This is a genomic window from Mesorhizobium sp. M7A.F.Ca.CA.002.04.1.1, from assembly GCF_004022805.1.
In the GTDB taxonomy this organism is placed as follows: domain Bacteria; phylum Pseudomonadota; class Alphaproteobacteria; order Rhizobiales; family Rhizobiaceae; genus Mesorhizobium; species Mesorhizobium ciceri.
On the sequence record NZ_RZPL01000559.1, the window covers coordinates 1 to 3,975 of the forward strand.

The 3,975-nt window shown below is 62.8% G+C and carries 5 protein-coding genes; 4 read left to right on the forward strand and 1 reads right to left on the reverse strand.

Annotated elements, in window-relative coordinates; all coding sequences use genetic code 11:
- Nucleotides 1–154: co-chaperone GroES (locus ENZ75_RS24155; RefSeq protein WP_164753669.1), on the reverse strand; the 154-nt coding region annotated here is incomplete at its 3' end.
- A gap of 1,420 nt (nucleotides 155–1,574) precedes the next feature.
- Here ENZ75_RS24155 and ENZ75_RS24160 point away from each other — a divergent pair.
- The 4 genes from ENZ75_RS24160 to ENZ75_RS24175 all read left to right on the forward strand — a co-directional run bounded on the left by ENZ75_RS24160 (nucleotide 1,575) and on the right by ENZ75_RS24175 (nucleotide 3,565).
- Nucleotides 1,575–1,898, forward strand: coding sequence for a DUF736 domain-containing protein (locus ENZ75_RS24160; RefSeq protein ID WP_024505644.1), 324 nt, complete (start codon nucleotides 1,575–1,577; stop codon nucleotides 1,896–1,898).
- 181 nt (nucleotides 1,899–2,079) lie between these two features.
- Nucleotides 2,080–2,349 carry a helix-turn-helix domain-containing protein gene (locus ENZ75_RS24165; protein ID WP_024505645.1) on the forward strand — a complete coding sequence of 90 codons (270 nt, stop codon included), beginning with the start codon at nucleotides 2,080–2,082 and terminating at the stop codon, nucleotides 2,347–2,349.
- Nucleotides 2,346–2,894: a S26 family signal peptidase gene (locus tag ENZ75_RS24170; RefSeq protein ID WP_024505646.1), complete on the forward strand. Its 549-nt coding sequence runs from the start codon at nucleotides 2,346–2,348 to the stop codon at nucleotides 2,892–2,894. The genes ENZ75_RS24165 and ENZ75_RS24170 overlap by 4 nt, the downstream gene beginning before the upstream one ends.
- Nucleotides 2,882–3,565, forward strand: coding sequence for a lytic transglycosylase domain-containing protein (locus tag ENZ75_RS24175; RefSeq protein WP_024505647.1), 684 nt, complete (start codon nucleotides 2,882–2,884; stop codon nucleotides 3,563–3,565). Before ENZ75_RS24170 ends, ENZ75_RS24175 begins: the two co-directional genes overlap by 13 nt.
- The last annotated feature ends 410 nt before the right edge of the window (nucleotides 3,566–3,975 follow it).

Sequence of the window (3,975 nt, forward strand, 5' to 3'; positions counted from 1 at the left end):
CACGAGCGCCGAAGCCGACAGCGATGATCTCGCCTTCCTGCGGCTTTTCCTTTGCCGTGTCGGGGATGATGATCCCGCCAGCGGTCTTGGATTCGGATTCGACCCGGCGAACGACCACGCGGTCATGCAGCGGGCGGAACTTCGACTTTGCCATTTTCGGATTTTTCCCTGGTGCGCTGTTGAGGGGTTTTTGTTAGCACTCGCGATGGACGAGTGCTAACGCGATAGTGAGGTAGGCTGTAAGCGGGCACTCGTCAAGACGGACGAGGGCAGGCGAGGAGCTCTGGCCCCCTCCCCGGTGGAACCCAACGCATACGCGGCATCCGCGTTGATGGCTGCGAGCCCCACATTTCCATTGAATTCGGCGTCATGACGCCAACTTGCTCGCGCCGCTTCCAAGTCGTCAGTCGTGCTGCCGTCAGCACGAACATAGGGCTGCGCTTCACTTCCCGTCGAAGCCGCGGCAAGCAGCGTCGCCGTCAGCACGCTCCTTTGCAGATGCTTGCCAAAGGTGGACAGTGAGCGCACCTGCGCCGGGCTGTTGGTGCGAACGTAAGACGTCATTGACAACTCCTTTTTGCAAGTCGAGCCCCTTCTCCACCTTCGGCCGCCGTCGACGCGAAGAAGTCCGCATCGCGTTGAAGACGAGCTGCGAAAAAGAGAAAGATGTGTTTGATGGCTGCGGCCCCAACGGTGCCTTCAGATTTGAGATCACTTCCGCCGCGAGCGGCTGAAGCTCCTCGCAACGTCAAATCGAATCTGCTGCCAAGCCTCCAGGAAAGGAGAGCATTGCTCATCTCGCGCTTGTGCATGCAGTCAACCTTCGATCCGTGTTGCCACATCAAGAGCAAATGCCGTGCCAAAGCTCACTGGGAAGTGAACGCATGGCTCTCCCTGAAAACCTCACAAATCCAGCATGGTCAATTGTGCGGAACCCGACATGCGTCTTCTGCCACTGTCAGCTTTCGGACAGGCATGACGCGTTTCGCGCCGACCACCGGTCGATCGGTTTTGGGGCCGGTCTGTTCGCCTCATAAGAGCGCGTTACATTGCGTAGCGGTTTCCCGAGCGCCGCCACATGACACTGGACCTGCAGGTAGCACCGGCTTCTCATCCAGCCTTACTTTGGCCCCCTCGCGTATCAAATTCCCGCTGGCGAGCCCTGCTTTCATAGATCGCACCATGCCGGATGTCTGCTCTGGCGCCCGACCCGCTGGCACGATCTCGATCCGGCATAAGGGCGCAGCATCTTTGCAGGCCGTTTCATCCCGGCGTCCTGCTTGGCTGACAGACCGCACTTGGCGAGCGGTCTCCATGCTCTCTCCAAGGACCATCCCTGCGGCTGGCTTGTCGACCTATGGGCGGGTCCGGCCGCCCGAAACCCTCGCGCCATCAGCTTTTTTCCCCGCCGCCTGCGGCGGCTTCCTCGCGCCGCTTCGCTCACAAAAAAGCTGCCCGCTCGGGTCCTTCACTGTCGCTGCGGCCCTGTCGGATTCAGGCGGTCCTGACGCGCCCATTACGGTGCGCCATCGCAGGGGATGGTCCCCGGCGAAACCACAAAAGGAGACTTCGAAATGACCGCGATCGGTTACGTCAACAAGCAGGAAAACGGCGCCTACAAGGGCCAGTTCAAGACGCTCAGCGTCCGCGCCGACATCGATATCGTCCCCAACCAGGCCAAGAGCGCCGATAACCATCCCGACTTCCGGGTGCTTACGCAAGGGGTCGAAGTCGGCGCTGGCTGGATCCGCACCGGCGAGACTTCCGGCAAGGATTATGTGAGCCTGTCGATTGCAGCGCCGGAGTTCGGACCGCGCAAGCTCTACGCCAATCTCGGCCGAGCCGCCGGCCAGGACGATCACGACACCTACGCCATCATCTGGAACCCGGCCGACTGACCGGCCGAGATAAGAGCCTCGCGCCGCAGCCCCGGCGCGGGGCTCATTCCCAGGAGTTCCACCCAAACCCCGTCCGCCCTAAAGGGCGGCGAAAACTCTCCCCCGACTCTTCGCCCGTCCCCGAGACGATCTCCCTCGCCCATCCTCGCCCTCGCTTGTCCGAAGCGAAACGAGGATCATCATGGACGACGAAAACGAACGCGCGGCCCGCGCGAAAAAGGGCAGCCCGTTTCTCAGCACAGCCCAAGCCGCCTTCTATATCGGGCTCTCCCAGCGCACGCTCGAAAAGATGCGGCTCAAGGGCGGCGGCCCGAAATTCCGCAAGCACGGCCGCTATGTCCGCTATCACATCGACGAACTCGACCATTGGTCGAAAGGACACCCGCAGCACTCCATCGCCGGCGATGGCAAGGCCGGTTCCGGCCAGGGCGGCACGGGAGGCCGTTCATGAGGCGGCGCCCTTCCATCCATCTGATCGGCAGCCGCCTGAGGCGTGTTCGAGCCCGTAAGACGGTCGCCTTGGCCGCGGCCGGTCTCGGTCTTTTGGGCTTCACGGCGCTGGGAAAGCCCGCCCCTTGGCTGGTCTGGAACGCCTCGGCCAGCGCGCCGATCGGCCTTTACCGCATCGCTGCGGGAGCGCTGGCGCGTGGCGATCTCGTGCTCGTGCGCCCGCCTGAATACGCGGCGTATCTCGCCGCCGAGCGCAGCTATCTGCCTCGCAATGTGCCGCTGGCAAAACGTCTTGCAGCGCTGCCGGACGATAATGTCTGCGCCTTCAATGACGCCATCATCATCGGCGGCGACATCGTCGCGCGCCGGCTCAAAATCGACGCCGAAGGCCGACCTTTGCCATGGTGGAACGGCTGCCGAGCGCTCGGGGATAACGAGGTTTTCCTGCTCGGCAGCGACAAAAACCGCTCCTTCGACAGCCGCTATTTCGGGCCTGTTCCCACTCAAAATGTCATCGGGAGGCTCGTACCACTATGGACCGAGTGACCCTCCTCTTGTTGGGCATGATCGCCATTGCGCCATGCGCCTGTTCCGCCTCGACCGGCGCTGAGCCGGTCGCCATCTCCCAAAGTCCGCAGCTGCGAAAGTGGCAGACGTTGGTATCGGAAGCAAGCCGGCGCTTCCATATTCCCCAAGCCTGGATCTATGCCGTCATGGCTGCCGAAAGCGGCGGCAAGACAATGCGCGGCGGCCGCCCCATCACCTCCCCCGCTGGCGCCATGGGCCTCATGCAGGTGATGCCCGGCACCTATGAAGAGATGCGGGTCGAACACGGCCTTGGGCCTAACCCCCACGATCCGCGCGACAATATCCTGGCCGGCACGGCCTATCTCAGTGCCATGTATGACCGCTTCGGATTTCCTGGCCTGTTTGGCGCCTACAATGCCGGTCCCGAGCGCTACGACGAGCATTTGAAGCGTGGCAAACCGCTGCCAGAAGAGACCGTCGAGTACCTCGACCAACTCAAGGCGGCCGGAGTTTCGGCGGCCGACATCGAGGCGTTCGAAAGCCAATCTGTCGCTCCAAAGGCGCAAATCGCTCCTCTCGGACGGTCGCTGTTCTTCATTCATGACGGTGTTCACTCAGGCGTGCGAAACGGCGATCTCTTCGTGCCGCTCGGCAAGGACGGCGCGCAGCCGAAGGAGCCGGTGCGTTAGCCATGGCGGACGGGGGCGCGTCTGGCGGGGCTGGGCGCGGAAGGCAAGATAAAGGTACCGCCTCCAGGAGGCGGTTAAATCTTTGTCTGCACATCGTTTTTCCGGGAGGCTGCCGCCGGTGCCAAGAGGGTTTGACGTGTAAGTGTCTGATTTTGCTTGATATGTCTGGGAGGCTCGCATTAAGGATGACGAGTTCAGGCCGAAGCTCGGCAAAATCGGGTCGCGCGGCTCGAAGGCCGGCAAACGCTATGCCGGCCAGGTTCGTGCGGCGATCAACCGGGCTGGCGGCCGGCCGCAACGCGGTGGTCGCTTCACAGGAAGCCGGACAGGGCGCGGCGGGGCGGCCGCCGCACTGCTGAAATCGCGCGACCGGTAGGCCGCCTTCCGCCCGCGCCGGGGGATCGTCCAGG